At 73.6% G+C, this 12,828-nt stretch carries 11 protein-coding genes; 2 read left to right on the top strand and 9 right to left on the bottom strand.

All coding sequences use genetic code 11. From position 1 onward, the window contains the following. The first annotated feature begins 352 nt into the window (after window positions 1–352). Window positions 353–1,345, top strand: a complete 993-nt coding sequence (gene dhaK, locus IE182_RS11370; protein ID WP_190109605.1) for a dihydroxyacetone kinase subunit DhaK — start codon at window positions 353–355, stop codon at window positions 1,343–1,345. A gap of 28 nt (window positions 1,346–1,373) precedes the next feature. Here the strand turns inward: dhaK and IE182_RS11375 are convergent, their stop codons facing one another. The 9 genes from IE182_RS11375 to IE182_RS11415 all read right to left on the bottom strand — a co-directional run bounded on the left by IE182_RS11375 (window position 1,374) and on the right by IE182_RS11415 (window position 11,564). After that, a complete protein-coding gene (locus IE182_RS11375; protein ID WP_190109606.1) occupies window positions 1,374–2,795 on the bottom strand; it encodes an NADP-dependent succinic semialdehyde dehydrogenase in 1,422 nt (473 codons plus the stop codon). A 198-nt stretch (window positions 2,796–2,993) separates the two neighbouring features. Next, the gene (locus tag IE182_RS11380) at window positions 2,994–3,941 is read right to left on the bottom strand and encodes a methyltransferase domain-containing protein (protein ID WP_190109607.1); all 948 of its coding nucleotides are present in this window, start codon (window positions 3,939–3,941) and stop codon (window positions 2,994–2,996) included. A gap of 142 nt (window positions 3,942–4,083) precedes the next feature. After that, window positions 4,084–5,037 (bottom strand): ornithine carbamoyltransferase, encoded by a 954-nt coding sequence (locus tag IE182_RS11385; RefSeq protein WP_190109608.1) that lies wholly within the window; start codon window positions 5,035–5,037, stop codon window positions 4,084–4,086. Between the two features lie 76 nt (window positions 5,038–5,113). Then, a complete protein-coding gene (locus IE182_RS11390) occupies window positions 5,114–6,040 on the bottom strand; it encodes a diiron oxygenase (RefSeq protein WP_190109609.1) in 927 nt (308 codons plus the stop codon). After that, a complete protein-coding gene (locus IE182_RS11395; protein WP_190109610.1) occupies window positions 6,037–7,086 on the bottom strand; it encodes a pyridoxal-phosphate dependent enzyme in 1,050 nt (349 codons plus the stop codon). Before IE182_RS11395 ends, IE182_RS11390 begins: the two co-directional genes overlap by 4 nt. Window positions 7,087–7,381: 295 nt before the next feature. Further along, a complete protein-coding gene (locus IE182_RS11400) occupies window positions 7,382–8,908 on the bottom strand; it encodes an MFS transporter (RefSeq protein ID WP_190109611.1) in 1,527 nt (508 codons plus the stop codon). A gap of 675 nt (window positions 8,909–9,583) precedes the next feature. Next, window positions 9,584–10,066, bottom strand: coding sequence for an NUDIX hydrolase (locus tag IE182_RS11405; RefSeq protein ID WP_190109612.1), 483 nt, complete (start codon window positions 10,064–10,066; stop codon window positions 9,584–9,586). Between the two features lie 47 nt (window positions 10,067–10,113). After that, entirely contained in the window at window positions 10,114–10,707 is a 594-nt protein-coding gene (locus IE182_RS11410; protein ID WP_190109613.1) for a hypothetical protein, read from the bottom strand. Window positions 10,708–10,775: 68 nt separating this feature from the next. Next, the gene (locus tag IE182_RS11415; protein WP_190109614.1) at window positions 10,776–11,564 is read right to left on the bottom strand and encodes a glutamate racemase; all 789 of its coding nucleotides are present in this window, start codon (window positions 11,562–11,564) and stop codon (window positions 10,776–10,778) included. An 86-nt stretch (window positions 11,565–11,650) separates the two neighbouring features. On the opposite strand from IE182_RS11415, the gene IE182_RS11420 reads away from it, so the two are divergent. Next, entirely contained in the window at window positions 11,651–12,811 is a 1,161-nt protein-coding gene (locus IE182_RS11420; RefSeq protein WP_190109744.1) for a glycosyltransferase, read from the top strand. Window positions 12,812–12,828: the final 17 nt, after the last annotated feature.

Consider the following 12,828-nt stretch of genomic DNA (forward strand, 5'->3'; position numbering starts at 1 on the left):
TCATCGTGCCGGCCACCACGTTCACCCAGGATGCCTGACTGGCCGTCACCGACCCGCGCGCACCCTGGGGCGAATCCCCGACATTCCCATGCCGGTCCTCACACGCGGCGCGGGCACCCCCACGGTGCTCGATCCAGCTGGGCCAGACCAGCGTGAGCGCGTGGCCTCGGCTCACGGCACACGGGTGCCCCGTCGGCCTGCCGTTCACAGTCACTCTTGGCTCCCAACGCACTCATCGCGCTCAGCAACCCCTCCTCGAAACTGATTGTTTGTCAGTAAAGTCAGCATTAGGCCAGCATCAGTACCGCCGGAGACCGTCGCCGACTCTGCCCAACACTCCCAGGAGCCCCGCATGAAAATGCTCATCAACGTCCCCGAGACCGTCGTCGCCGATGCCCTGCGGGGCATGGCCGCTGCGCATCCTGAGCTGGCCGTTGACGTCGAGCGGCGGGTCGTCGTGCGGCGGGATGCGCCCGTGGCCGGGAAGGTGGGGCTGGTATCCGGTGGGGGGTCGGGGCATGAGCCGTTGCACGGGGGGTTCGTGGGGGTGGGGATGCTGGATGCCGCGTGTCCCGGTGAGGTGTTCACCTCGCCCGTGCCCGATCAGATGGTGCGGGCCGCCGCGGCCGTCGACAGTGGCCGGGGCGTGCTGTTCATCGTCAAGAACTACACGGGCGACGTGCTCAACTTCAATATGGCCGCCGAGCTCGCCGAGGACGAGGGCATCCAGGTCGCCAGCGTTCTGGTCAACGACGACGTCGCCGTGACCGACAGTCTGTACACCGCCGGGCGGCGCGGCACCGGAGCCACGCTCTTCGTGGAGAAGATCGCGGGGGCGGCGGCCGAGGCGGGGGCTCCGCTGGAGCGGGTCGAGGCCGTCGCCCGGCGGGTGAACGATTCCTCGCGGAGCTTCGGCGTCGCGCTCGCCGCCTGTACGACCCCGGCCAAGGGCAGCCCCACCTTCGACCTGCCGGCCGGGGAGCTGGAGCTGGGCGTGGGCATCCACGGCGAGCCCGGCCGGGAGCGGCGGGCCATGATGACCTCCGGCGAGATCGCGGACTTCGCCGTCAACGCCGTGCTGGAGGACCTGCAGCCGAACGGGCCGGTGCTGGTCCTCGTCAACGGGGCCGGCGGAACGCCGCTGCTGGAGCTCTACGGCTTCACCGCCGAGGTGCACCGCGTGCTGCGCCAGCGCGGCGTGCCGGTCGCGCGTTCGCTCGTGGGCAATTACGTGACGTCCCTCGACATGGCGGGCGCCTCGGTCACGCTGTGCCGGGTCGACGACGAACTGCTGCGGCTGTACGACGCCCCCGTGCAGACCGCCGGGCTCCGCTGGGGGCGGTGACCACGGGCGAGGCTCCCGGCGCTGCGCGCTACGACCGGCCCCGGTCCGGCTCCGCGGCGTGCCACACCGTCGTGGCGTTGCAGAACTCCCGGATGCCGTGGCCCGCGAGTTCCCTGCCGTAGCCGGAGCGCTTCACGCCGCCGAAGGGCAGTGCAGGGTGGGAGGCCGTCATGCCGTTGAAGAAGACGCCGCCCGCTTCCATGTCCCGTACGAAGCGGCGCTGTTCGTCCTCGTCGCGGGTCCACACATTGGAACTGAGCCCGAACGGCGAGTCGTTGGCCACCTCGATCGCCTCGTCGAGGTCGCGCACGCGGTAGAGCACGGCCACGGGGCCGAACGCCTCCTCGTGGTGGATGCGCATGGCCGGGGTCACGTCGGCGAGGACGGTGGGTTCGTAGTACCAGCCCCTGGACAGATCCGCAGGGGCTGGCGGGCGGCGGGCGCCGCACAGGGCGGTCGCGCCGCGGCGCACGGCGTCGTCGACGAGTTCTTCCAGGTCCGCGCGGCCGCGTTCGGTGGCGAGCGGGCCGACGTCCGTGGACTCCTCCATCGGGTCGCCCACGGTCAGCCCCGTCATCAGGGCTGTGAAGCGCTCGGCGAAGGCGTCGTACACGTCGGCGTGCACGATGAAGCGCTTCGCCGCGATGCAGGACTGCCCGTTGTTCTGGACCCGGGCCGTCACGGCGGTCCGGATGGCGCGGGCCACGTCGGCCGAGGGCATCACCACGTAGGGGTCGCTGCCGCCCAGCTCCAGGACCGTCTTCTTCACCTCGTCGCCGGCGATCGCCGCGACCGAACGGCCCGCCGGTTCGCTGCCGGTGAGGGTCGCCGCGGCGATCCGCGGGTCGCGCAGCAGCGACTCCACGGCATCGGAGCCCACCAGCAGCGTCTGGAAGCAGCCCTCGGGGAAGCCCGCTCTGCGGAAGAGGTCCTCCAGGTAGAGCGCGGTCTGCGGCACGTTCGAGGCGTGCTTGAGCAGGCCGACGTTCCCCGCCATGAGGGCGGGCGCCGCGAAACGGACGACCTGCCAGAGGGGGAAGTTCCACGGCATGACGGCGAGGATCACGCCCAGCGGGCGGTAGTGGACGCGGGCGTACGAGGCCCCGGCGTCCTTGACCTCCGCTTCCGGGGGGTGCTCGTCGGCCAGGAGCCGCTCGGCGTTGCGGGCGTACCAGCGCATCGCCTTCGCGCACTTGGCGGCCTCCGCGCGGGCCGCGGCCAGCGGCTTTCCCATCTCGGTGGTCATGGTGCGGGCGATGTCGTCGCAGTCGTCGTCCAGGAGCTCGGCGGCGCGCAGGAGCAGCTGCGAGCGCTCGGCGAAGCCCGTGGTGCGGTGGTGCCGGAAGGCCGCCGCGGCCGCGGCCACACGGCGCTCGGTCTCCTCCGGGCCGAGCGCGTCGAAGGTCTTGAGCGTCTCGCCGTTCGCGGGGTTCACCGTTGCGATGGCCATGCCTCGACTCTGCGGTGCGGTGCCCGGTGGCGCAAGACGTGCGCGCGGTGCGCCGGCCCGGGCGGCGGGCGGGGCGGGGCGGCTCGCAGCCGGGAGGGGCAGCGCCGGGCTGCGACCGGGACGGCTCGCCGCCGACCGCCTTCCGTCACGCTCCGTGTGCCACGGGTCATCCTGGGCGGTCACCTGTGCGGCTCGCGCTCACCAGTGGTGGCGGACCGTGGCCTCCGGCAGGTCCAGGACCCGCAGGGGGCCGTTCCAGCCGTCCGGGCGCGGGCCGTCCAGCGCCTCCAGCCGGGACGTGCGGGAGCGGGCCGCGAGGTGCAGCAGCCCCAGCAGCCCGTCGCCGGAGAGGCGCTCGTGGCCCGCGGCCGTCCTGCCGGGCCCGGTCCAGCGACAGGCCAGGCCGACGATGAAGTAGGCGGGTGCCCCGCGGCGGGCCCGCCACAGGACCGCCTCGCCCGCTTCTTCCAGGGCCAGCACCTGCTCCATGTTGTCCAGGGTGAACTCGCCCAGCGGGAGCGGGCACAGCGTGACGGCGTGCACGCGGTAGCCGGCCGCCTCCAGTAGTTGCACGGCCTTGCGGGGCGTGGAGTAGCTGCCGATGGTGAGGCCCAGGTCGGTGCGCAGCGCGCGGCCGTGGCCGATGACGGCCGGAGCCCACTTCAGCCCGTCGTCGCCCCCGCTGATGGAGCGCCGCTGGGCGTCGGCTCGCAGGGTGAGCGGGACGTAGGGCGGGTTGCTGGTGACCACGAGCGGCCGGGGCAGCGGCAGGGGGGCGGTGGCCAGCAGCTCCTCGGTGGTCATGCGGGCGAAATCGCCCTGTGCCACGGTGACCCGGCCCTCGCCCGGGCGGTTGCCGTTGCGGGAGGCGGGCGAGGCGTAGTGCGCGCTCGCCCAGGCGACCGTCTGCGCGCCCGAGTCGATGCCGTGGACGCGGGCCGCCCCGGCGCGGGCCATGGCGGCGGCCGCCGCGCCGCTGCCCGACCCGAGGTCGAGGACGGAACCGCCGGGGGTCAGCAGGTCGCCCGCCACCCAGACCCCGGTCTCGGTGTCGGCGGGTTCGAAGAAGACCTGCGGGGAGGTGGGCGGAACGAAGTCGTCCCCGACGAGGTGTCGGTAGGACAGGACGCGGGAGACGTTCGGCATCGGGACCCCTGTCGTCAGTCGAAGTCAAAGTCGCAGTCGAAGTCGCAGTGGCAGTGGCAGTGGCAGTGGCAGTCGAAAACGGGCTCGGTGCGGGCCCGGCCCAGGCCCAGGCCCAGGCCCGAACGCGGTCGCGGTCGCGGCGTCAGCGGTGGAGGCCCGCCACCCACTCCAGCACCGCCATCGCGCTGGACAGCTTCATCGCCGCCTGGGTCCAGGCCAGCGACCGGGGACCGTCCAGGACGCGGCCCGCGACCTCGTCGCCGCGGTGGGCGGGCAGGTCGTGCATGAAGGAGGCCCGGGGCCAGCGGTCCAGCAGCGCCTCGTCGACGTGGAACGGGCGGAACGCCTCCCGCCAGCCGGGGTCGGGCTTGGCGGTGCCGGTGGTCTGCCAGCGGGTGGTGTAGACGACGTCCACGTTCCGGGGGGCGGCGGCGAGGCCGTGGATCTGCTCGACGACCGCGCCCACCGTGCCCGCCCGCCGCTCCGCCGTGCGCAGCTCGTCCGCGGGGACGCCGTACCCGACGGGGGTGGCGAAGGTGAGGTGGGCGCCGGGGACGGCGGCGAGGCCGTGGGCCAGGGCGACCGCGGTGTTGTTGCCCTCGCCCACGTAGAGCACGCGGATGCCGGTGAGGTCGCCGAAGGTGAGCGCGAGGGTGGCGAGGTCGCAGACGCCCTGGCTGGGGTGTTCCTCGGCGGCCATGGCGTTGACGACCGGCAGCCGGCCGTGGCGGGAGAGCCGGCGCAGCTCGTCGAGGGGGCCGGCGGTGCGGGCGACGAGGAGGTCGAGCATGGCGCCGAGGACCCGTCCGGTGTCGGGTATGGACTCGCCGGTGTTGAGCTGCAGGTCGCCGGGGCCGTAGGTGACCGGTACGGCGCCCAGCCGGACGGCGCCGACGGTGAAGGCGGTCCGGGTGCGGGTCGAGGTCCGGGTGAACAGCACGCCCGCCACCTGTCCGGCCAGCGGGCGGTCGTGGGCCGCCGGGTCGTGGAACAGCTCGACGGACCGGGCGGTGAGGCTCGTCATCAGCGGGGGTGGCAGCTCGGCCAGTGAGAACAGTCCGCGTTCCCGGCCGGGGCCGGGCGGGGTGTCGCCCATGAGACCTCACTCCTCGGTTCGTGGCGGGCCGGCGCCCGGCCGTACCGCGTGGCGGACCGGCTCCGGCCGGTTCGGGTCAGCGCAACAGTTCGGCGGTGGAGAAGGCTTCGCGGCCCCCGGGCACGTCCAGCACTCCGGTCTCCTCGAACAGCCGGACGGCGTGCCGGGAGGCGGTCCTGATGCCCTGGTCGACCCGGTCGGCCGGGTAGGAGTCCGCGACGACCGCGGCGACGTCGGCGGGGCCGAGCCCCGCGGCGGCCAGCGAGGCCCGTACCGGGCGCAGGTCGGGCAGCAGGCTGGAGCGGATGAGGCCCGGCAGGCAGCGGGCGATGCGGCCGCGCAGGGCGGCGGGCTGCTGGCCCCAGACCTCGCGGAAGAGCCCGGCGAAGAAGACGTGGTGGCGGCCCTCGTCGCGGGCGTGGTCGCGGACGGTGTCCCGTACGAGGGTGAGGACGCGGGGGTCCTTGGGCACGTCGTTGAGGATCGCCGTGATCAGCGTTTCGAAGACGACGACCTGCAGCAGCTGGGCGAGGCGGCCCGCGTCGGGCAGCGCGCCCTCCCCCACCGCGTCGAGCCGCGCGAGGAAGGGGGCGAAGTCGTAGGGGGCGGGGGCGATGCCGCTGGCGCGGGAGAGCTGGTCGATGACGTCGAGGCTGCACAGGGAGTGGTAGCCCTCGTCGACGTAGATGCGGTAGGCGTCGAGGCGGGTCGCGGTGCGGACGTCCAGGCCGCTGCGGCCGCCGGCGATGCGTTCCGTGACCCGGTTGACCACCCGGGTCTCGAACTGGGTGGTGAAGTCGAGGTAGTGGTAGAGGTGCCGGGCGAAGAGCGCTCTGCGGTGGGGGGCGGGCAGTGCGCGGACCCGCGGATGGTCGCCGTAGGGGACGAGGGCGGGCGGGAAGAACAGCTGTCCGGCGTCCAGTTCGTCACCGAGCCGGCGGCGTGGGCAGGTGCGTACGCCGGCGCGTTCGTCCCATTCGCGCCGGGGGTCGGCCGCGCTCATCGAAACCGTTCCTTCCCGTGGTCGTACGGGGCCGGGGCACCGCGGCCGGCCCAGGGGGCGGCGGCGCGCGCGCCGGGGTGGCGGGGCGGGTCGTGCACGGCGAGGATCTCCACGCCCCGTCCGACGTCCACGGGCACCAGGCTCTGGCGGTTCCGCCACGGCGCCGAGTAGACGGTGTCGAGGTAGCGGTCGGCGCCGTCCGGGCACAGGCATGCCGCGGCGGTGCGCCGGGGGGTGCCGCGGAAGAGCCGCAGAGCCGTGGCGATCAGCGCGCCGGAACTGCCGCCGACGCCGATGCCGGTGGCCCCCGCGAGCCACAGGCAGGCGCTGACCGCCTCCTGGGGGGTGATGCGGACGGTGGGCCGGTGGCCGCCGGGCAGGAAGGCCGAGGGGCGGCTCGCGCCGATGCCCGACAGCACGCGCCGGCCGGAGGCGCCGCCGAGGGCGGCCGAGCCGACGACGTCCACGCCGACCAGCTCCCAGTGCGGCCGGGCCGCCAGGGCGTAGTCGCGGAAGCCGGCCAGGGTGCCTCCGGTGGAGACGGCGATCAGGACGCTGACCGGGCCCTCGTGGATCTGCGCGCGTAGCTCGGGGGCGGTCTCCCGGACGTGCACGGCGGGGCTGGCCGGGTTGGCGTACTGGTTGGGCCAGACCAGGCGGGGCTGGGCGGCCAGCCGCCGCTCGATGTGGGCGAGCCTGCTGAGCAGGTAGCCGCCCGCGCCGTCCGGTTCGTCGACGGTGACCACCCGTCCGTCGAGCGCGCGTACGGCGTCGACGAGCGAGGCGCTGCTGCGGGGGTCCACGACGGCGGTGAACGGCACCCGGTGGGCCGCCGCCAGGGCGGCGAGCGCGAGGCCCAGATTGCCGGACGTGGACTCGATGATGCCGAACCGGGCGTCCACGCGGCCGGCGACGTCCTCCCAGAGGGCGAGGGCCGTCCTGCCCTTCACGGAACCGTGCGGGTTGTGCGACTCCAATTTGAGCCACAGGGTGGCGGGACGCCCGTCGACGGACAGCTGCAGGGCGACCACCGGGCTGGGCGGCACGGGAGATCCGTCTCCCGGGCGGTGCGTGCGGCCGTCCGCAAGGCCCACCAAGACGCCTCCCCGAGACTGCCCGGCACCGGCCCCTTTCGCCGACCGGGAATCCATGCTCCCGGACCTTCGAATCTATGGGCGCGTCCCTCCCTACTGCAAGGTAGTGAACGCGCCACCTTCCCCGGCCTTGCCCGGACCGACGGCCATGGCAGCCGCATCGCCGCAGGACCGTCCGCCCCCGAGGGGACGTCGGGGCCCGCCCGCCCGGCGGCCGGACGAACCGGCGGCCGGACGGGCGGTGCCGTCAGCGGGGAGGCTGGTCGGACGCCTCGTCACCCGCCCGGGCCGGGCCGGGCAGCCGGGCCGCGTCCTGCTGCCGGATCCCGTCGCTCGCGTTGGCCGTCGGCTCCAGTGCGGGCGTGGGGCGTTTGGGCGTCTTGCCCGGCGAGGGCGTCTTGCCCGGCGACGGGGTCTTCGGTGCGGCCGGGGTCACCGGGACGACGGGGGCCGCCGCCCGCTTGACGACGGACGAGCCCTGCCCGCCGCCCGTGCTGACCACGGGGCCCTCCGCCACCGGCGCACCGGACGGCACCGGTACGCCGGGCAGCATGCCGGCCCGGTACATCCAGGCCACCCCGCCCGCGGAGACCAGCCCCCAGCACAGGCAGCACAGCCAGGGCAGCCAGTACAGGTCGGCCTGCTTGCCGATGTCCATGGCCCGGCCGACCACGGCGTTGCCGCCGGTCGCCGCGATCCCGGAGAAGACGTAGAAGAGCCCGAAGTAGGTGCCGGTCAGGCTCTCGCGACCGAACTGCGGGATCAGCTCCATCGCCGTCGGGTGGGCGACCATGATGCCGAAGAAGAGCATCACCGATCCGATCACCATGACGAGGGTGCGCGCCAGCGCCTCGGCGGTGCTCCCCGGCGGCGCGGATCCGCACACGAGCAGCGGGGGCAGGAAGCTCACCCCCATGACGACGAGCCCGGAGCTCACCCAGCGGGTGCCGCCGCCGTTGCGTCCCAGGGCTCTGGTGATGCGCAGCTGGAACAGCATGTTGGCGATGGCGCCCGCCGCCAGCAGGACCCCTGCCGCGCCCTTCCAGCCGGAGGCGTCCAGTGCCCCTTCGGGCAGCAGCAGGTAGAGCTGGTTCTCCATGGTGAACATGCCCGTGGTGGCCAGGCAGAACAGCAGGAACCGGCGGTTGCAGCACGCCTCGCGCCAGTCGGCGAACACGGTGGCGGAGGGCCCGCGGGGCGGCGCCCCGTGCGTGGGCAGCACCATCGCCTGGGCGATGGTCAGCACGCCGAAGACGGCGGCGGCCACCACCGCGCAGAGCCGGAAGTCGGCGAGGAACAGCACGCTGCCCAGCAGGAGTCCGAGGAGTGAACCGGTGGTGGCGTAGACGTTGAGGAGCGCGAACGCCTCGGCCTTGCGGTCACCCGACTCCAGCGCCACGTAGGTGCGTACGGCCGGATAGAACAGGGCCGCCGCGAGTCCGGTGAGCACGGAGGCGCACAGCAGCAGCCACAGCGAACTGCCGAAGGCGAACAGGCCGAAGCCCACGGTGCGCAACGTGCACCCGGTGATGATGACCACGCGCGGGCCCAGCCGGTCGGCCGCGGAGCCGCCCAGGATGAACAGGCCCTGCTGGCTGAGATTCCGCGCTCCGAGCACCAGGCCGACAAGCGCGGCCGACATTCCCAGACCCTGTTCCAGGTATGCCGCAAGAAACGGCATCAGGAGATAGAACCCGATGTCGATTCCAAACTGGTTGAACAATAGCAATCGCAATGCGAGGGAGAAGTCGCGGGTCGCCCGAATGTTTCTCATGCGCGTTCCTGGATCCAGCCCGGGCAGGCGAGAACACCCTGGAACCAAGGGCGCGCCATACGACCGGGGGGTTTGACGGTGCGCCAAGCGGCAGGGACGGCAACTGGGGCGACCTCAGGCTTCTTCCTGATCAGAAGCCTGATCAAGGGTCAGAGCGCCCCGGTATCCAGCTCGTCGGCTCGCTTTTCCGTTCGCAGGAACGGCCGCACACGCTGACGTTTGAGTGGGCGGTCGATCATATGCTTTTGCGGTGCATCCTCACTGACCCCCGACTGCTCTCGGAAGATGAGCAGAGGACACTTTAGCAAAGCAACCTCTTTCCCAACAGTGCTGAGGAAGCCGTGCGGTATCACCGCAGGACTCTCACGATGGGCACCGAATTAATTCCGGTTATTTCTTCGAGCGCTGGAACGATCGTGCATACGAACGGGTCCGTGACGAACTGACCGAGTACGAACTGGCCGCTGACGAACTGACCCAGTACGAACTGGCCGGTGACGAACTGACCTCCGAGCGCCCCTCTTGTGCACCCCCGGGCGATACGCCGACGAAGCGACGGCGATGCGACGGCGCCCATGCCGAATCCGCTGCGGACGTCCCGTCAACCACCCCGATCGACAAGCCCCTTGGCCGCCGCCTGACACCACATCAGCCCTGCGCGACGGCCCGGTGGGCTCAGTCCTGGCCGAGGCCCTCGAACCAGGTGGGGGCCGCCCCCGACGCCGCCTGCTTGATGCGGGTCAGCGCGAAGTCCTCCAGCTCCGGCAGCGCGTCCGCCTCGAACCAGCCCACGTCCAGCGACTCGTCGTCGTTCACGCACGCCTCGCCGCCCACCGCGCGGGCGACGAAGCAGATGTCCATGAACTGGCAGATGTCGCCGTTGGGGTAGGTGACCGGCTTCAGGGCCTCGACCAGCAGGACCTTCTCCGCGACGCAGTGGACCGCCGTCTCCTCGAAGACCTCGCGCACGATCGCCGCGGCGGGCTGCTCGCCCGGCTCGGGGATGCCCCCGATGATCGACCACTGGCCGGTGTCGGAGCGACGGCCGAGCAGCACCCGGCCGGCGTCGTCGAGGACGACGGCGCTGACGCCGGGCATCCAGAGCAGCCGGTTGCCGGCTGTGGCGCGGAGGTCACGGAGGAAGTCGGGGATGGGCATGCGCCGAGCCTAACGGCGGTGCGAGGACGCCGTGACCCGGGCCGGGGTCAGGCGGACGCCGGGCGTCCGCCGAGCAGGCGGAGCCGGGCGCGGATGACGCGGACGGCCGCTTCGGCGTCGTCGACGGTGACCGTGAACGTCCGGCCGTCGCCGAGCCGCACCACGAGGCCCTCGCCGCGCCGCACGACGACGGCCGTGCCCTTCTCCGGGCGCCAGCGGTAGCCCCAGCCGCCCCACTGGCGGGGGGTGACCCGGGGAGCGAAGTCGGCGCCGACCACGTGCGTCAGCGGAATGCGGGTGCGCGGGACGCCGATGTGGCCGCAGCGGACCTCCAGGGTGTCCTTGTCGACCCGGACGGCGACGTGCACGAAGGCGAGGGTGCCGTAGAGCATGAGCAGACCCGCCGCCACACAGCCGACGACGGCCATCACCAGAGGGGCCGGCCCGGAGGTCCAGGAGCCGTCGACGGCCAGGTCGATGCCGAGGGCCAGACAGGCGGCGCCGGCGGCCGCCAGCACCCATTGCACGCGGTTGGTCGCGCGGCCCGTCCAGACGGCGGGGGTCGCCCCACCCGGCTGCTCGTCGCTCTCGGGGCTCCGTGAGCCCTCGTGACCCTGCGGGCCCTGGGAGTGGTCCCTCATACCGGGAAGCCTACTCACCTTCCGCCGCCCTGGCAGGAGTGCGCGCGGACGAACCCGGCAGGGGTGCGTCAGGGGCGCGCGGCGCCGACGGAGAGCAGCGAGCGGCCCTCGGCGTAGGCCAGCGCGGCGGACACCGGCTCCGTTTCCCGGCCGCTGAGCAGGACGGTGAGGCGGCCCGACGGCTCGGCGTCGGGGGCGGGCGCGGCACCGATGCGGCGCAGGGCCTGGGCGGCGACAGCCTCGGCCGAGCCGTACAGCTCGACGGGCGGGCCCGCGGGGTCCTCGACGGCGGCGCGGATGCGGTCGGCGACGAGCTCGTAGTGGGTGCAGCCCAGGACGACGCCGCGCACGGTGCGGGGCGTGGCGGCGGCGGCCGCCTTGACCGCGATCTCGATGGCGTCGGTGTCGGCCCGCTCCACGGCGTCGGCCAGGCCCGGGCAGGGCACCTCGGTCACGTCGACGCCGGAGGCGAAGTCGTGGATGAGACCGCGCTGGTAGGGACTGCCCGTGGTGGCCGGGGTGGCCCAGATGGCGACGGGGCCGCCGCCCGCCGCGGCGGGCTTGATGGCCGGAACGGTGCCGACGACGGGCAGGGCCGGCTCCAGCTCGGCGCGTATCGCCTCCAGTGCGTGCACGGAGGCGGTGTTGCAGGCGACGATCAGCGCGTCGGGGCGGTGTGCCGCGGCGGCGCGGGCGCAGGCCAGGGCGCGCTCGGTGACGTCCTCGGGAGTCCTGGGTCCCCACGGCATGGTGTCGGGGGCGGACGAGAGCACGATGTCGGCGTCGGGCCGCAGCCGGTGCACGGCGGCGGCAGCCGCCAGGAGGCCGATCCCGGAGTCCATGAGCGCGATCTTCACCCGGCCACTTTAGTCGATTTCGCCGATCCGGCCGTGCGGGTGCCCCGGGCGGGCGTCCGTGCGGCAGACTGCGACGGGTGAGCGCGCTGACGTGGATCACCGCCTTTTCCCTCCTGGCCTGGGGCTGGCTGCTGCTGGGGCAGGGCTTCTTCTGGCGCACGGACGTGCGGCTCCCTGACCGCGCCCCGCCCGGGGACTGGCCGGCGGTGGCGATCGTGGTGCCGGCCCGGGACGAGGCGGACGTACTGCCGCTGACCCTGCCGTCGCTGCTGGCCCAGGACTATCCGGGCCGGGCGGAGGTCTACCTCGTCGACGACGGCAGTACGGACGGTACGGGCGAACTGGCCCGAACCCTCGCGGACGCGTGCGGCGGACTGCCGCTGACCGTGGACTCCCCCGGGGAACCCGGCCCGGGCTGGACCGGCAAGCTGTGGGCGGTACGGCACGGCATGGCGCTCGCCCGGGCCCGTACGGACGCCGAGTACCTGCTGCTGACGGACGCGGACATCGCGCACGGCCCACAGAGCCTGCGGCACTTGGTGGCGGCCGCCCGCTCCCGGAAGCTGGACCTGGTGTCGCAGATGGCGCGGCTGCGGGTGGTGACCTTCTGGGAGCGGCTGATCGTCCCGGCCTTCGTGTACTTCTTCGCCCAGCTCTATCCCTTCCGCTGGGTCAACCGGCCGGGCGCCCGGACCGCGGCCGCCGCCGGCGGGTGCGTGCTGCTGCGCCGGGACGCCGCGGAGCGGGCCGGGGTGCCGGACCGCATCCGGCAGGCGGTCATCGACGACGTGTCGCTGGCGCGGGCCGTGCAGCGCTCCGGCGGCCGGATCTGGCTGGGGCTGGCGGAGCGGGTGGACAGCGTGCGGCCCTACCGGGGGCTCGGGCCCCTGTGGCGGATGGTCTCGCGCAGTGCCTACGCACAGCTGCTGCACCAGCCGCTGCTGCTGGCCGGGACGGTCGTGGGGCTGGCGGTGATCTATCTGGCGCCGCCGGTCGCCGTGGTGACGGGCCTGCTGTCCGGTGCCGCCGCGGTGTGGGTGCCGGGCGCGGTGGCGTGGGCGGTGATGGCGGGGACGTACCTGCCGATGCTGCGCTACTACCGGCAGCCGCCGTGGCAGGCGCTCCTGCTTCCGGTCACGGCCGTGCTCTACCTGCTGATGACGGTGGACTCGGCGGTGCAGCACTACCGGGGCCGGGGCGCGGCCTGGAAGGGGCGTACGTACGCACGCCCGGAGGCCGCGCCCTGAGGCCGCGGGTGCGGGGC

The sequence above is a fragment of the Streptomyces cinnamoneus genome, assembly GCF_014650495.1.
GTDB classification, from domain to species: Bacteria; Actinomycetota; Actinomycetes; order Streptomycetales; family Streptomycetaceae; genus Streptomyces; species Streptomyces cinnamoneus.

Coding starts and splice junctions, on each gene's coding strand:
- dhaK (WP_190109605.1), top strand. CDS start 353: ATGAAAATGCTCATCAACGTCCCCGAGACCGTCGTCGCCGATGCCCTG.
- IE182_RS11375 (WP_190109606.1), bottom strand. CDS start 2,795: ATGGCCATCGCAACGGTGAACCCCGCGAACGGCGAGACGCTCAAGACC.
- IE182_RS11380 (WP_190109607.1), bottom strand. CDS start 3,941: ATGCCGAACGTCTCCCGCGTCCTGTCCTACCGACACCTCGTCGGGGAC.
- IE182_RS11385 (WP_190109608.1), bottom strand. CDS start 5,037: ATGGGCGACACCCCGCCCGGCCCCGGCCGGGAACGCGGACTGTTCTCA.
- IE182_RS11390 (WP_190109609.1), bottom strand. CDS start 6,040: ATGAGCGCGGCCGACCCCCGGCGCGAATGGGACGAACGCGCCGGCGTA.
- IE182_RS11400 (WP_190109611.1), bottom strand. CDS start 8,908: ATGAGAAACATTCGGGCGACCCGCGACTTCTCCCTCGCATTGCGATTG.
- IE182_RS11405 (WP_190109612.1), bottom strand. CDS start 10,066: ATGCCCATCCCCGACTTCCTCCGTGACCTCCGCGCCACAGCCGGCAAC.
- IE182_RS11410 (WP_190109613.1), bottom strand. CDS start 10,707: ATGAGGGACCACTCCCAGGGCCCGCAGGGTCACGAGGGCTCACGGAGC.